Origin of the sequence: Siminovitchia sp. FSL H7-0308, from assembly GCF_037980985.1 — a bacterium.
In the GTDB taxonomy this organism is placed as follows: domain Bacteria; phylum Bacillota; class Bacilli; order Bacillales; family Bacillaceae_C; genus Siminovitchia; species Siminovitchia thermophila.
Window position 1 is genome coordinate 1,963,751 of record NZ_CP150282.1, and the last position, 13,894, is coordinate 1,977,644.

The following is a 13,894-nucleotide window of genomic DNA, read 5'->3' on the forward strand; positions in this document are numbered from 1 at the left end:
GTGGAGCCGACAGAAACAGATCCGCGAACTATGCCCGAGGGTGGAATATAACCCTCGCCACCCATTCAATCATTCCATGACCGTTCAGAGAGTGTTGTGTTCCCCGTTTTTTCCTTCAAGGCAAGGAGAGCTTTTTACCGGCGGGATCGGCGACAAATAACGATCAGGCGCCCTGTCATCTGCTTTCTTACTTACTTGATAGTTTGAGTCAAGCAAAAGTCCATCTTTTTTCGCCTGCTCCGCTTAACACACCTGTCGGGATTCAGGCTGCTAACATTAAAAAATAGAATTTTGGCAAGTATTTTTTTAAATATATGTTTCCTTCTATCCAAACGAACAACTAAAAGTGTTATAATGGGTAGGAATTTCTTATGGAGGATTTGATTATAATTGATTACGGTGAATAATGTGGGTCTTCGTTTTGGAGACCGTAAACTGTTCGAAAATATAAACATAAAGTTCACGCCCGGAAATTGTTACGGTTTGATCGGAGCAAACGGAGCCGGCAAGTCCACCTTTCTTAAAATATTGTCCGGTGAGATCGAACCGCAAACAGGAGTTGTAACGATCAACCCCAATGAACGAATTGCCGTTTTAAAGCAGGACCACTTTCAATATGAGGAAGTAGAGGTCATCCAAGTAGTCATCAGAGGCCATGCGCGCCTATACGAAATCATGCAGGAAAAAGATGCTCTTTATATGAAAGCAGATTTCTCCGAAGAAGATGGAATGCGTGCGGCCGAACTGGAAGGCGAGTTTGCAGAGCTGAATGGATGGGAAGCCGAATCGGAAGCCGCCATTTTGTTAAAAGGCTTGGGAATTGCTGAAAACCAGCATGCCAAAAAAATGGCTGAACTTTCAGGGGCTGATAAAGTAAAAGTATTGCTGGCCCAGGCTTTATTTGGAAAACCCGATATTTTGCTGTTGGATGAGCCGACGAACCACTTGGATATTAAAGCGATTCAATGGCTGGAAGAATTCCTTATTAACTTTGAAAACACAGTTATTGTTGTCTCTCATGACAGACATTTTCTAAACAAGGTTTGCACCCATATTGCCGACCTCGACTTCAGCAACATCCAAATTTATGTCGGGAATTATGATTTCTGGTATGAATCAAGCCAATTGGCGCAACGGATGGCGCAAGAAACAAACAAAAAGAAAGAAGAGAAAATAAAGGATTTGCAGGCATTTATCGCGCGTTTTAGTGCCAATGCATCCAAATCCAAACAAGCCACATCTAGGAAAAAACTGCTTGAAAAAATTACCCTTGATGATATTAAGCCCTCTTCCAGGCGTTATCCGTATATTTCGTTCACGCCAAATCGGGAAATCGGCAATGACTTGCTAACGGTTGACGGTCTTTCCAAGAAAATAAACGGTGTCAATGTAATGGATCATATCAGCTTTACCATGAATAAAGGCGACAAAATTGCCCTAATCGGGAAAAATGAGATCGCCAAAACGACGCTGCTGGAAATTCTTTCGGGAAACATGGAGCCTGACAGCGGTTCGTATAAATGGGGAGTGACGACTTCACATTCCTATTTCCCGAAAGACCATACAGACTTTTTTGATGGGGTAGATGTAAATCTGGTTGACTGGTTAAGACAATTTTCACCAGAAGATGAAACTGAAAGCTTCTTAAGAGGTTTTCTCGGCAGAATGCTTTTTTCCGGAGAGGAAGTATTGAAAAAAGCATCTGTCCTTTCTGGTGGTGAAAAGGTTCGCTGCATGCTTTCGAAAATGATGCTTAGCGGCGCTAACGTCCTGTTACTGGACGAACCGACGAACCATTTGGATTTGGAGTCGATCACGGCACTGAATAATGGATTGATCAATTTTAAAGGATCGATCATTTTCACATCCCATGACCACCAATTTATCGAAACGATCGCAAATCGAATTGTGGAATTGACTCCTAAAGGAGTCGTCGACAAGCATATGACATATAATGAATATTTGGAGAACGAACCATTACAGAAACAAGTAGCAACCATGTATTCATAAATAGCTGTTCCACACAACTCACGGGCGCCAAGCTTTTAGCTGCCAAAGTTGCTTTGTATATGAACGCATAGGTTTATCGACGTTAAAAAAGGTCCCTTTCCTCAAGGTGACCTTTTTTATTGTCTCAACAAATGTTCTGACTTCTGAATAATTTCTTCTATTTTCTTAGCGTTTCTGCTATACATTTCCTTTGCTTTTTCATCTTCTGTCGCCAGTGCAAATGTCTCCAAGTCGGCGCCGCACTTTTTCAATGCGCTCAATAACATCGGCCTGTCTTTCGGTTGAGGAACTTGCATGTTATCATCATAAATATCGACAACCAACTGTCCGAACGGATCTACTTGTCCGATATATACATTATCAAGCGCGATATTTCGTTTCTTCAGCTCTACATCCAGCCATTCTCTTGTCATTCCGCTGGCGGACAAACCCGAATCCATGATTTTTCCCTCGAGGATAACAGTGTGTGGAGGCCTTTCCGGCGCAACTTCCATTTGCAAGTCTTTGGGAGTGATCGGCTGCTTTTCCTTTTTGAACATGACATTTAAATCGCCGTTTGCTTCAAGGACTGCAAATTCAACATCAGCAATATTAAAAACGTTTTTCTTCCTGAGAAGATGAAGGAGCTCTTCCACGGTATATTTTTCTTTGGTCAAGCTTTCTTCTTGAATTTTTCCATTCTTAATGACGACTACTTCTTGCCCTTCAATAAAGTTTCTTGCTTTCTTGCTTTTTAGCGCTAATAACCCGGCAATAAACGGAATGCCCGCCCAAACAAACATGCTGTATATGCCAGGCAGCATGTTTCGCTCCAAGCCGGTCGACAGTTCAGCGGCAATGCTGCCCAGCGTAATTCCTGCTACATATTCAAAGAATGAAAGCTGGGACAATTGCTTTTTTCCAAGCCATTTTGTCAATAAAAATAAAAAAAAGACTAAAAATAGTGATCGAAGAACAATGTTTAGCCATTCAGGGATTTCCAATCATTTCCCTCCTGTTTACGATTTTCTATACTGCAACTCTTCAGCCTTCAACAATTCGACCCTTAATCTCAAGTCACGGATAATCGGGTCTGTTTGCATCATACATTCATGGAAAATCTGCTTGGCTTCAGTATGGGAAGATGTGAGCGCCAGTTTACTGAACGAAGCCTGGATGCCTTCCAAAGTAGCAAGTGTCGTCTTTACATCTGATATGATCGTCATTTGTATTCACCTCTTATGGGAAAGGACAGAATGATTCGCCACTCTGCCCCCTTTTTTACGATTACTCACCATATTGCGGCTCTTCTTGAATCACTTCTTGAATCCTTGGCTCCAGTTGGTCTATCACAGACTGAGTTTGTTGAGCAGCTGTCTTGTACAGCTGTTTTGCCTGTTCATTATCTGTTTGTAAAGCATATCCTTCAAGGCTAGCCTGAGCGCTTTTTAAACCGGCCAGTGTTGTCTTCAAGTTGGTGATAACAGTCATATATGATCCCCCTTAAAAATGTTTTCATGAACGTTCCTATTTTGCGATAATCTGTCCGTATTTATAAAAAGAAAAAAATGACAAAAAAAATACCGCCAAACGGCGGTGTCATTCAAGTTTAACGTAACGGTACATGTGGCTGACGATTACCTTGATCAATGCATAGGCAGGAACAGCAAAAATCAGCCCGAGCAAACCGCCAAACTTTCCAGCGATTAATAAGACAAAAATGATCGTTAACGGATGGATATTCAGTTTTTTCCCCATGACGAGAGGAGAAGTGATATTGCCGTCAATTTGTTGGACGATGACGATGACGAGAATAACTAAGACCGCACGCAATGGGGAGTCTAATAGTCCCACAATCACAGCTGGAAAAGCCCCAATCCATGGACCGACAAACGGAATCACGTTTGTCACCATCGCCACAACTCCCAACACAAGCGAATATTCCAATCCGATAATTAAATAACCGATATAGGCTGTCACACCCACACAGAAGCTTACGATGAGCTGACCTTGGATATAAGCGCTTAATGCCTCATCCATATCTTTTAAAATATTCTCTGCTTCATCATGATGTTTTTTGGGCAATATTTTCAATAAAAAAGTGGGAGCTTGCTTTCCGTCCTTCAACATAAAAAATAAAACGAACGGAACGAGGACAAGCAGCATGACGGTATTGGCTATGAAACCAACTGCGCCGGCAATTCTTGTACCCGCGTCTTGCAGCATGCCTTTGGCGTTTTGCTCAATATAATCGGTGATCTTTTCGATCGAGAAATAATCATTTTCCTGGAAACGTAAAAACCAATCGCTCTGAGTCGTTGAATGAAACCATTGCTGAATATTGCTGGAGTAAGCAGGTATATTGTCGATCAAGAGATTAAATTGTTTTTGCAATTCAGGACCAATGACAAATACTGCTCCCGTCATTACGCCCGCTATCCCCAAAAATACAATAATGATTGCGAGGGTTCGCGGCATTTTTTTAGAGAGGAGATTTACTGCCGGCCTTAACAAATAATAAAGAATACCGCTAAGGACAATAGGAGGAAACAATGATTGAAATATGATCACAAGCGGTGTGAATATAAAACTGATTTTTGTTCCAAGATAAATAATGATGAAAACCATAATAATGGCCGTTAATCCTTTAAACCATTTTTCTTTAAGCATTCGTTCCCCTCTCTTTCACTGTTTGACAACATCTCCATTATCGCACATTTGAATATGTTTGTACCATACCATATTTAAAAACCCGCCACCTGGAAAAGATGACGGGTTTCATTCGTTACACGGAGGATGCTTTTTCCTCTTCCAGCTTTTGCAGCCTGTCCTGTATTTCTTCTTCTGTGAGCTGATGTTCTTTTACATAAAGATTCCTCGGATGTACACGGCATTCATCCGTACAGCTTCTCATATATTTATGTTCATTTTCTTCGGAGCATAGGAACTGTCTATTGCATTCCGGGTTGGCGCAGTTTACGTACCTTTCACACGGCTTGCCGTCAAAATAGTCACGCCCTACGATGACATGTTCTTTCTGATTGACAGGAACCGAAATCCTTTGGTCAAACACATAACATTTGCCATCCCATAACTCCCCTTGCACTTCTGGGTCCTTCCCATATGTGACAATTCCGCCATGAAGTTGAGACACGTCTTCAAACCCTTGCTTTAACAGCCAGCCGGAAAATTTTTCACAGCGTATGCCGCCCGTGCAATACGTTAAAATTTTCTTGCCCTCAAGTAAATCCTTGTTTTTTTCAACCCATTCAGGAAGCTCCCTGAATGTTTTAATGTCTGGGCGAATCGCTCCCCGGAAATGGCCAAGGTCATATTCATAATCATTGCGGGCATCAAGGACGACTGTATTGTCATCTTGCATCGCTTCATAAAATTCTTTCGGACTGAGGTATGTGCCCGTCACTTTCCGTGGGTTGACGTCATCTTTCAACCGCAGCGTAACAAGTTCTTTCCGTGGGCGAACGTGCATTTTTTTGAAAGCATGCGTGTCTGCCTCGTCTATTTTGAATACGATATCCGCAAAACGCGGATCTTTTCTCATTGTTTCCATGTACTTGTCTGTTTGCTGGACAGTTCCGGAAACCGTGCCATTAATCCCTTCTTTTGCCACGAGAATGCGGCCTTTCAGTCCCAGCTCTTTACAAAACTTCAAGTGTTGAGCGGCAAACTGTTCAGGATCATCAATGGTCACATACTGATAATAAAGCAACACCCTAAACTCTTTGGACATGTCAAATACCACCTATCGATTTATATTTGCAAGATATAAATGTATTTAGGCGTTTTTTCCAAGTGCGTGAAGGCACTAAGATATACACTTTACTCTTACACAATGAGTATTTTACATTTTGTCCAATTAAAAATCAAGAGCGTTCACTTTCCTGATCATGAGCCGCGCAGCGGACGTAACCGCCAAATTCTTCTTCAATGATTTCACCAACCGCAAAAAGTTGCTCTTCATTTCCTATTTTGCTGATGAGTTGTACGCCAATGGGCATGCCGTTCTCATCCTTCCCGGCAGGAACTGTTAGAGAAGGCAATCCCCACACATTTGCATACGCAATATACGGCATATACTTTTTAAACGTCTTTTTAATGGAAAATATTTCGGAATACAATTCTCCGTGCGGCGGGGCAGTCCGATGGTAAACCGGCAACAGCAAAATCTTATTTTCAAAGTATTCAGCAATGGCTTTATCTCCTTTTTCGATGATCTTGTGGAGATCCCTGACGCGTTTTTGACTTGGCTTGAACATTTTGGCACCAATGAGCGCCCATGTGAAATAACGGTGGTAATCCGAACGATTGGTGATTGCTTCCTTCACATATTCTTTCACAACTTCCCCATGCCCCTGAAAACCTGCGGCATCCGCAACCGATTTTCCACCATCGACTGACATGATTTGCTGCCAGATGATGGCACTCTCTTTAAAATAAGGGGGGTCTTCAATTCCAACCAAAAATACTTTGTTCAAATGATCCGCAATTTTTTGTATCAATTGTTCGGAAGATTTTTCAAGCGGATAAGCGCCTGCCGGAAGCTTATGAATGATGATATCGGAAAGTTTCTTTGCTGGGCTTTCCTGTCGCTTTGCAATCAACGAGTATATGAACCGGACATCCCTTATGGATTTGGCCATCGGACCGATGCCGAGCATTCTTTTTTGAATGGGGTGAACAATATCCGGAAAACTGCCGATATCGGAAACTTGCGCATTTCCAGACTTGAAGCCGACGACCCCGTTGAAATGTGAGGGAAAGCGAATAGAGCCCCCTATATCTGATCCGATTCCCGCAGCCGCGCCCCCAACAGCCATCAATGCCGCCTCTCCTCCGGAAGAACCTCCCGCGGTTTTCTCCAAATCCCAAGGGTTGTTTGTTTTTCCGAATCGTTTATTAGCTGTTTCCTGGCAAAAACAAAGGGTCGGGGTGTTTGTTTTTCCTAAAATAATGGCCCCTTCTTTTTGCAGGATTGAGACAACCTCCGCATTTTTATCGGCAACGATCCCGTCTCTGTTGGTAAGTCCGCCAGTCGTTTTCATGCCTGCTACATCAAAAGATTCTTTCATGCTGATCGGGACACCAGTCAATGTACCGTTACTGTTTCCGCTCTCCAAAAGACGATCAGCTTCTTTTGCTTCCTCCAGCGCCTCCTCGAAGCGATCTTCGACAAGCATATTCACTCTTGAATTGACATGTTCCAAATGTTTCATGTACGTTGTGACAACTTCAACAGATGACATTCTACCGGAATGTATTAAATCTATTAAAGTAGTAACATCCATATCCAAAATGCGCAGGCTGTTTTCAGGTGCCGTTTTCAACATTCTTGATATAAGCACTCCCTTCGGATTTTCATATATTTTACTAATTATTCGATAAATTCTCTCCAATATCCTTTATTTGATAAATATAAAACCCCGGGACCATCCCGGAGTTTTACACACTACACATGTTTTGTCAGTTCTCTTACTCTATCATCGCTTGGCAGCAACCATGTAAAAATACCGGCCAAAGGAAGAAGACTGCAAAGGATCATGACGAATTTGATGTTATATAAATCGGCAAGCATGCCTAATGCAACTGCACCAACCGCCCCCATGCCAAATGCGAGTCCGACAATCAGCCCGGATACCATCCCCACTTTTTTGGGGAGCAGTTCTTGGGCGTATACAACAGCGACGCTGAAGCTAGAAAGTAAAATAAAGCCGATAAGAAAAAAGATCGGTATAATAAACGAAAGCGGAACATGCGGCAAGGCGAGCGTCAATGGTGCCGCCCCTATCATTGACAAGGAAAGAATATTTCTTCTCCCGAACCGATCTGCCAACGGTCCGCCGAAAAATGTACCAAGGACACCGGCAAACATAAAGATAAAGACATATAATTGCGCGTGCCGGACAGTCAATCCGTAATCTTCCATCAAATAAAATTGATAAAAATTGTTGATGCCCGCTACATACCAGGATCTGGCAAAAACAAGAAAAACGAGCAAGGCAATGGCCACTTTAATTTTGGGATGAATCGGATACCCATTCTTATGAACCGTTTTTCCTTTTCTCGAAAAAGCGGCGGTTTGCAGCTGGGCTTTATACCATTTGGATACGAACATCAACATGATAATGCCTACTGTCGTAATGGCTATAAAAGCCAAGGCCCCCTTTTGGCCAAGCGGGACGAAAATGAAGGCCGTAAAAATGGGCGCAAGCGACTGGCCAAAGTTGCCTCCCACCTGGTAAATGGACTGGGCAAGCCCGCGCTTCGACCCGGCTGCCATATAAGCAACACGCGACCCTTCCGGATGAAAAACAGCCGAACCAATCCCAATGAAAAAGACTGATGCCAATATCATATAAAAATGGGACGATAAAGCAAAACCGATGAGCCCCAGCGTACTGACAAACATGCCTGCCGGAAGCAAAAAAGGCGTTGCTTTGCGGTCGGCAAAATAGCCAAACACCGGCTGCATGACAGATGCAGTCATGTTTAACACGAAAGCAATCCAACCAATTTGCGCAAATGACAGATGCAAATGCTGCTCAAAAATAGGATTCATCGCCGGTACAACAGATTGAATGGAATCATTTATCAAATGGCTGCCGCTGATCGCATAAAGCACTCCGTATACGGTCGTTAACTGTGTTTGTTGTTTTGAAGTCAACGCATTATTCATAATAACTCTCTTTCTTAGCCAAAAATAAACTGCTCTTCTATTTTTGACAAATGATAAGGTTCCCCGTTCAATAATATGAGCAGGCCGTAATATATTTGCAAATCTTCGTCGCAAGGATCACAGTAAACATAATCTCCATCTTTCCAAAACGCCACCATGGAGGTATTTTTTATTTTTACGTGATCAAAACGGGAAACGAATAATTTGTATAGAGCACCAAACTTCATAAAGGCGCTGTTCTTGTCCGAACATACATATGTGGCCAATATATCGTTTTTCCAATCAGGAAAAAACCACCACGGTTCATTTTCACCTTTCATGATTATGACTTCCCATTTTTGAACCATGTTTAATCCCCCAAACTATCATCCACGCTTTTCATTATACTACAAAGACATGTCTTTGATTATACAATTCTCCCGTTTTTGACTCCATCAAAAAGCTCTCTTACTGTTTATTTTTCCTAACAGTTGGACATGGATATTTAGCAAGGAGGTGTTGATTGATGAGAATTGGCGTGGAAGAAGGATTAACGAACGTTACAGAAGCGCTTCAGCAAAAAGGCTATGAAGTTGTTTCATTATCGAATGCGACGGATTTGGACGGATGTGACTGCTGTGTTGTCACCGGAATGGATTCCAACATCATGGGCATGCAAACGACCACGACAAAAGTACCTGTGATTGAAGCGAGTGGATTGAGTGCAGAAGAAGTATGTAAAGAAGTTGAAAACAAATTACATTAAAACAAAAGAAAGACCGGCCTTCATTTCCGGTCTTTCTCTTTATATACATATTGACCCACAAACCACTCCAGAAAAGGTTCCAATTCAGTCAGCAAAAATAAAGGAACATTTGCCCCCAATTGTAATGGCTCCCGGCAAATAATCGCCTCAATGTGATGTAATTCTCCCAGCAAATCCACATCTTCATTGTCCCTTAACAAGACTGCCTTGGGGTAGCCGTGATGCTTATAACCTTCCACTAGAATAATGTCCACTGGGATATCGTTGTATAATTGAATGATTTCCTCCAGTTCCCACGAACTTTTTTGGGCTTCTATATGCAATATACCGTTGCCTTCCACAGCGGTCACATTTGCACCGGCCAGGCGGTGTTTTTCCGAATCTTTTTGTACTGAAATTCTTTCTGGAAAACCGCCGTGACCGTGATGCTTAATCGTCCCCACCTTAAGGCCATGGATTTTACATGTGGCAATCAATTGTTCCATTACCGTTGTTTTGCCGCTGTTTTGATATCCCGTTATTTGGAAAATCTTGGCTCCTGCCATGGCTTGTCACTTCCTTCGGCATCTTCCAGAAGCATCATATCAACATGATCTCCCGCCTGAAACCCTCTCGTTCCTCCGGGAAGGACAATGAAACAATCGGCCCAAGCAAGGGATGTGACAACACCTGACTTATCAAGCCCAACCGGTTCGGCATACACTTTGCCATCTTCAAACAAGATACGGCTCCGAACAAATCGGCTGAAAGGATTCGGTTTCGGAAAATCACTTTTTAACGTGCCTCGAATCGTCCGTAAATAAGGCCTGTCCGAGTGCAGCCAATATTTAATATAGGGCCCTGCAAACAACTCAAATCCGACATAGCAGGCTGAAGGGTTTCCCGATAGACCAAATAATAGTTTTCCATCCCTTTCCGCACAGCTCGTTACACTTCCCGGCCGCATCGCTATTTTATTAAAAAGGAGGCGGGCACCGATTTGTTCATATATTTCCGGAAGGTGATCATAATCGCCTACGGACACCCCCCCAGTGGTGATGACGGCATCACACTCTTCAGTTGCTTGCATAATCGTGTCGCGCAGTTTTTCCAAGTCATCGGCACACTGTTCATACCTTTTATATTGCGCACCCGCACGCAATATTTGTGATTCGATCATATACCCGTTGCTGTTGCGGATTTTCCCCGGAACCAGGTCATCTTCCGGCCCAAGAAGCTCACTTCCGGTCGCGAGGACGCCGATAAGCGGCTTTTTGGCGACAGGCACTTTGCTGTAGCCAAACGTGGCAAGCAGTGCTTTGATTCCTGGGTTGATACGGACGCCTTTGTCGATAAGCGGAGTTCCTTTTTTCGCGTCTTCCCCTTGAAAGGATATATTATCCCATTTTTTCATCACGCGTTTGATTTCAATAAAGCTTTCTCCATTTTCTTTCAGTTCGTTTACAAGCTCCAACATCACAACACAATCGGCCCCTCCCGGGATTTGCGCGCCTGTCATGATCCTGATCGCTTCCATGGGACCGACTGTTTTTCCGCTCACTTGGCCTGCCCCTATTTCATCAACCACTTGCAGCCGTTGCGGGTTGTCACGGGAAGCATTTTCGGTATCGGATGATCTTAACGCAAACCCATCGTAAGGTGAACGATTGAAGGGCGGAACATCATGATCTGCAATGATCGGCTCCGATAAAAAGCGGCCATCACACTCATCGATGGAGACAAGTTCCGTTTCGCCCCTTTTCTTATATTCCATCATCTTTGCAACTGCATCCCGCACCCAAATCGGCTTTCTAATTTCCATCGGCTTCCCCCTCATCTTCTCACTATGTTATCCACCTATATAAGACATTTCAATTTTCTCTTTGCGCCTTACACTTTCTTCTGTCCGCTCATCTGAATAACGATCTGTTCTTCGTTCCCATACTGAACGGATTTTGTCAACGAGCGGACCTTCATCTGGATAGGTTCTTAAAATGTTCCGCAAATCATGTCCTTTGGAAGCAAACAAGCATGTATAAAATTTTCCGTCAGCCGAAATCCGCGCTCTTGTGCAACTGCCACAAAAGGATTCCGATACAGATGTTATGAATCCGATCTCCGTTTTTGAATCCTTGTATCTGTACCGCTTGGCTACTTCTCCAAAATAATCGGGATCTACAGGCTCCAATTCAAAGTGTGCGGCGAGCTTGTTGAATATTTCTTTTTTGGTAACGACTTTTTGAAAATTCCAGCCGTTCGTATTGCCTACATCCATAAATTCTATAAAACGAAGCGTGACCCCCATATCCCGAAAGTGCTCGGCCATTGGAATGATCTCACTTTCATTGACGTCCTTTTGTACAACCATATTCACTTTTACCCCTAAACCTGCGCGAATGGCGGCTTCTATTCCACGTAAAACAACGTTGGAACTCACACCCCGGCCATTTATCTTTTTAAATATCTCATCATGCAGAGCATCAAGACTGACATTAACCCTTTTAAGTCCTGCTTGCTTCAGATTTTCCGCTTCTTTCGTCAATAAGACTCCGTTAGTCGTCAATCCGATATCATCAATTCCTTCTATTTTCGTTAAGCGTGATATTAAGGAGGTGATATGTCTTCGAAGCAGCGGCTCGCCACCCGTAATTCTCAATTTCCTGACACCCAATTTGCTGAAGACAACTGCAAGCCTTTCTATTTCTTCAAATGACAAGATTTCCTCTTTGGGCAAAAACGTAAAATCAGGCCCAAATATATCAGCAGGCATGCAATATTGACACCTGAAATTGCATTTATCTGTGACGGAAATCCGCAAATCCTGCAAAGGACGCCTCAATTTGTCCTGTAATCCCTCCATTAAATCTCCTCCAATTCCAACTGTTCGCCGCTATATGGAAATTGTATCATTTTTCTATTGTTTGGACTAACAAACTATATTTGAATGATAAGCTCTTTTTAAGAAAAAAATGAAACCTTATAAGGCTTTATTCGGTATAATGACTAATAAGGAGTGAAAGAAATGAGAAAAAGCCTGAGTGCGATTATTGGGATTGTTGTGGTACTCGCCATTATCCTGATCCCTTTATTTGGGAGCTATAATGGATTTGTCAATGCTGAGGAAGAGGTCGAGAAGACACATGCCCAAATTGAAAATCAGCTCCAGCGACGAGCCGATTTGATCCCAAATTTAGTAGAAACGGTGAAAGGATACGCGAGTCATGAAGACAAAGTTTTTAGTGACATTGCGGAAGCAAGATCCAAGTTGATCGGGGCAAAAACGCCTGAAGAGCAAGCAAATGCAGATGCCGAACTGACGACCGCTTTAAGCAGACTGCTCGCCATCTCTGAAAATTATCCCGAATTAAAAGCCGATAAACAATTTACACAGTTGATGGACGAGCTTGCCGGAACTGAAAACCGGATCGCGGTTGCGAGAATGGATTACAACGATCAAGTGACAGTCTACAATAAGAAGGTAAGACAGTTCCCGGGACGCATTACAGCATCCATATTTGGGTTTGAGAAGAAGGAGTACTTTAAAGCAGATGAAGAAGCGCAAAATGTGCCGGATGTAGATTTTGAAAGGAATGGGGAGTAATGAAAAGGGTCCTCTTTTCCCTCCTCTTCCTTTTTCCCATCCTTTTATTTGCCCAAGGACAGCAGGGTTTTGCAGCTAATATACCGGATCCAGTTGGAGATATTTATGTACAAGATTTCGCCAATGTGTTATCAGAAAAGGAAAAGCAGGAGCTTGTGGAACTGGGGAAATATTTGGACGATCAAACGGAAGCGCAAATTGCGGTTTTAACCGTTGAGTCGCTTGGAAAAGAAACAGTCGAGGAATACGCATTGGAAGCTTTCCGCCAATACGGGCTTGGCGGCAAAAACACAGACAATGGGGTATTGTTGCTGCTTTCTCTGAATGACCGAAAAATCCGCATTGAAGTTGGGTATGGTCTTGAAGGGGCTCTTCCTGACGGAAAAGTTGGACGAATCTTGGACAGTTACGCCCTCCCCTACTTGGAAAAAGATGAAGTCAATTCGGCAATCATCAATACGTATAAACAATTGTTTAATGAAGTTGGAAAAGAATACAATGTGGATAAAAAGGCCGATGCAAAAGGGTTTGAATATACGGAAACAGATGACGGACCTTCATTGCTGACGGTCATTATATTTTTCCTGATTTTCGCCGGACTTGTATTTTTAGACTTTCGTTTTCTTGGCGGAGCTCTCAGTTTGTCACTGCTCAGAATGCTTGCCGCCATCCTCCAAAGCGGTGGTCGTGGCGGCGGAGGCGGTGGTGGATTCCCGCGATCTGGAGGAGGCGGTTCAAGTGGTGGTGGCGGTGCGAGTCGTGGCTGGTAAAGCGAAAAGCGCTAAGACACCCCATTACAGAGGCGACAAGCGCTGGAGCTTCTGAAAGAGAAATGTTTCGATTGAAGCCGCGAAGCAAACTTACACCCCTGGTGCCTAGAGCAAAT

Annotated in this window: 15 protein-coding genes; 4 read left to right on the forward strand and 11 right to left on the reverse strand. The window is 43.2% G+C overall.

Annotated features, from left to right (window positions below; translation table 11 throughout):
* Positions 1–390: 390 nt before the first annotated feature.
* The gene (locus MHB50_RS09345; protein WP_339163376.1) at positions 391–2,010 is read left to right on the forward strand and encodes an ATP-binding cassette domain-containing protein; all 1,620 of its coding nucleotides are present in this window, start codon (positions 391–393) and stop codon (positions 2,008–2,010) included.
* Between the two features lie 116 nt (positions 2,011–2,126).
* Here the strand turns inward: MHB50_RS09345 and MHB50_RS09350 are convergent, their stop codons facing one another.
* From MHB50_RS09350 to MHB50_RS09385, 8 genes are all read right to left on the reverse strand, one after another.
* The gene (locus MHB50_RS09350; protein WP_077112063.1) at positions 2,127–2,993 is read right to left on the reverse strand and encodes a DUF421 domain-containing protein; all 867 of its coding nucleotides are present in this window, start codon (positions 2,991–2,993) and stop codon (positions 2,127–2,129) included.
* 15 nt (positions 2,994–3,008) lie between these two features.
* Positions 3,009–3,215 (reverse strand): DUF1657 domain-containing protein, encoded by a 207-nt coding sequence (locus MHB50_RS09355; protein ID WP_077112065.1) that lies wholly within the window; start codon positions 3,213–3,215, stop codon positions 3,009–3,011.
* Between the two features lie 61 nt (positions 3,216–3,276).
* Positions 3,277–3,480, reverse strand: coding sequence for a DUF1657 domain-containing protein (locus tag MHB50_RS09360; protein ID WP_077112066.1), 204 nt, complete (start codon positions 3,478–3,480; stop codon positions 3,277–3,279).
* Between the two features lie 108 nt (positions 3,481–3,588).
* Positions 3,589–4,659: an AI-2E family transporter gene (locus MHB50_RS09365; protein WP_077112068.1), complete on the reverse strand. Its 1,071-nt coding sequence runs from the start codon at positions 4,657–4,659 to the stop codon at positions 3,589–3,591.
* Between the two features lie 115 nt (positions 4,660–4,774).
* The gene (locus MHB50_RS09370; RefSeq protein WP_077112070.1) at positions 4,775–5,740 is read right to left on the reverse strand and encodes a rhodanese-related sulfurtransferase; all 966 of its coding nucleotides are present in this window, start codon (positions 5,738–5,740) and stop codon (positions 4,775–4,777) included.
* 133 nt (positions 5,741–5,873) lie between these two features.
* On the reverse strand, positions 5,874–7,337 hold the full coding sequence (locus MHB50_RS09375) for an amidase (RefSeq protein ID WP_340085187.1): 1,464 nt from the start codon (positions 7,335–7,337) through the stop codon (positions 5,874–5,876).
* A gap of 119 nt (positions 7,338–7,456) precedes the next feature.
* On the reverse strand, positions 7,457–8,683 hold the full coding sequence (locus MHB50_RS09380; protein WP_340085188.1) for an MFS transporter: 1,227 nt from the start codon (positions 8,681–8,683) through the stop codon (positions 7,457–7,459).
* A gap of 14 nt (positions 8,684–8,697) precedes the next feature.
* The gene (locus MHB50_RS09385; protein ID WP_077112076.1) at positions 8,698–9,030 is read right to left on the reverse strand and encodes a DUF1033 family protein; all 333 of its coding nucleotides are present in this window, start codon (positions 9,028–9,030) and stop codon (positions 8,698–8,700) included.
* Positions 9,031–9,185: 155 nt separating this feature from the next.
* Between MHB50_RS09385 and MHB50_RS09390 the strand changes: the two genes are divergently transcribed.
* Complete coding sequence (locus tag MHB50_RS09390; protein WP_340085189.1) at positions 9,186–9,428, forward strand: YkuS family protein; 243 nt, start codon at positions 9,186–9,188, stop codon at positions 9,426–9,428.
* Positions 9,429–9,448: 20 nt separating this feature from the next.
* On the opposite strand, the gene mobB is transcribed toward MHB50_RS09390, so the two are convergent.
* The 3 genes from mobB to moaA are packed head-to-tail and all read right to left on the reverse strand — an operon-like array spanning position 9,449 to position 12,267.
* Positions 9,449–9,973 (reverse strand): molybdopterin-guanine dinucleotide biosynthesis protein B, encoded by a 525-nt coding sequence (gene mobB / locus MHB50_RS09395; protein ID WP_077112081.1) that lies wholly within the window; start codon positions 9,971–9,973, stop codon positions 9,449–9,451.
* Positions 9,946–11,229 carry a gephyrin-like molybdotransferase Glp gene (gene glp / locus MHB50_RS09400; RefSeq protein ID WP_077112083.1) on the reverse strand — a complete coding sequence of 428 codons (1,284 nt, stop codon included), beginning with the start codon at positions 11,227–11,229 and terminating at the stop codon, positions 9,946–9,948. Before glp ends, mobB begins: the two co-directional genes overlap by 28 nt.
* Positions 11,230–11,256: 27 nt before the next feature.
* Positions 11,257–12,267, reverse strand: coding sequence for a GTP 3',8-cyclase MoaA (moaA, locus tag MHB50_RS09405; RefSeq protein WP_077112085.1), 1,011 nt, complete (start codon positions 12,265–12,267; stop codon positions 11,257–11,259).
* 162 nt (positions 12,268–12,429) lie between these two features.
* Between moaA and MHB50_RS09410 the strand changes: the two genes are divergently transcribed.
* Positions 12,430–13,008 (forward strand): LemA family protein, encoded by a 579-nt coding sequence (locus MHB50_RS09410; protein WP_077112087.1) that lies wholly within the window; start codon positions 12,430–12,432, stop codon positions 13,006–13,008.
* Complete coding sequence (locus MHB50_RS09415; protein WP_340085190.1) at positions 13,008–13,778, forward strand: TPM domain-containing protein; 771 nt, start codon at positions 13,008–13,010, stop codon at positions 13,776–13,778. The genes MHB50_RS09410 and MHB50_RS09415 overlap by 1 nt, the downstream gene beginning before the upstream one ends.
* Positions 13,779–13,894 lie beyond the last annotated feature (116 nt).